The following is a 717-nucleotide window of genomic DNA, read 5'->3' as shown; positions in this document are numbered from 1 at the left end:
CGCCAACGTGTGCACAAACAAACGCAGCCCGGGATCCACCCCCACAATCCGCGTACCATCATCCGACAACACCAGCTCATCCGCCTGATAAAGCGGCGGCAGCCCCGCCACCTCAACAAACCGATCCTCACCCGCATCAAGCACCACAACCCGCTCCGCGGGAGCCTGATCGGGCCAAATCACCACCAGCATCCGCGCCGCCCGCACCAACCCCGGCTCCAGCGACCCACCCACGATCTCCCACAACCGATCAACAACCACGCTCACACCCACAAACTCGACCGGACCACCATCAATCACGACCTCACCCCTGACGTGATCCCGAGATCGGTGGAAGGTATTTCGACCTTGTTGACGTCGGCTTTGAGGCGAAGGGTTATAAACAGCTGACGATCACTGCCATCAAGGTTGGACGTGTACACCTGTGTCGTGTCGGTTCCCCGCAACCATTCAGAAGACTGGACAAACCTGCCATTGCTGCCACCGATGTAGCCATCCGTGAGCGGATGCGGGATCAGCCGCTGGCGACAATGGCTGGTGGACGCGTCGACCTGGATGATCGCAAGGTGCTGGACATCAACATCCGAAAAGGCAACAAACTCGTCATTGCCAAGCCACATCCCAGACGAGCCAGTCAAGAGAAGGAGCCAATTCTCAAACGTTGCGATCACACCGAAGCTGTCGGTGTCCAGCACCACCGTGTACTGCTGCTCCTCC

General features: G+C 59.0%; 2 protein-coding genes. Both read right to left on the bottom strand.

The features are described from left to right. The coding region (locus tag DPM12_RS22695) for a hypothetical protein (RefSeq protein WP_146751953.1) at positions 1–300 on the bottom strand (300 nt) is incomplete at its 3' end. Further along, on the bottom strand, positions 297–717 hold a 421-nt coding region (locus DPM12_RS23380), incomplete at its 5' end, for a hypothetical protein (protein ID WP_211659269.1). The genes DPM12_RS22695 and DPM12_RS23380, both read right to left, overlap by 4 nt.

Source organism: Phytoactinopolyspora halophila (assembly GCF_003287285.1).
In the GTDB taxonomy this organism is placed as follows: domain Bacteria; phylum Actinomycetota; class Actinomycetes; order Jiangellales; family Jiangellaceae; genus Phytoactinopolyspora_A; species Phytoactinopolyspora_A halophila.
The sequence above is the reverse complement of the archived record's forward strand: the minus strand, read 5'-3'. Positions and strand labels throughout refer to the sequence as shown.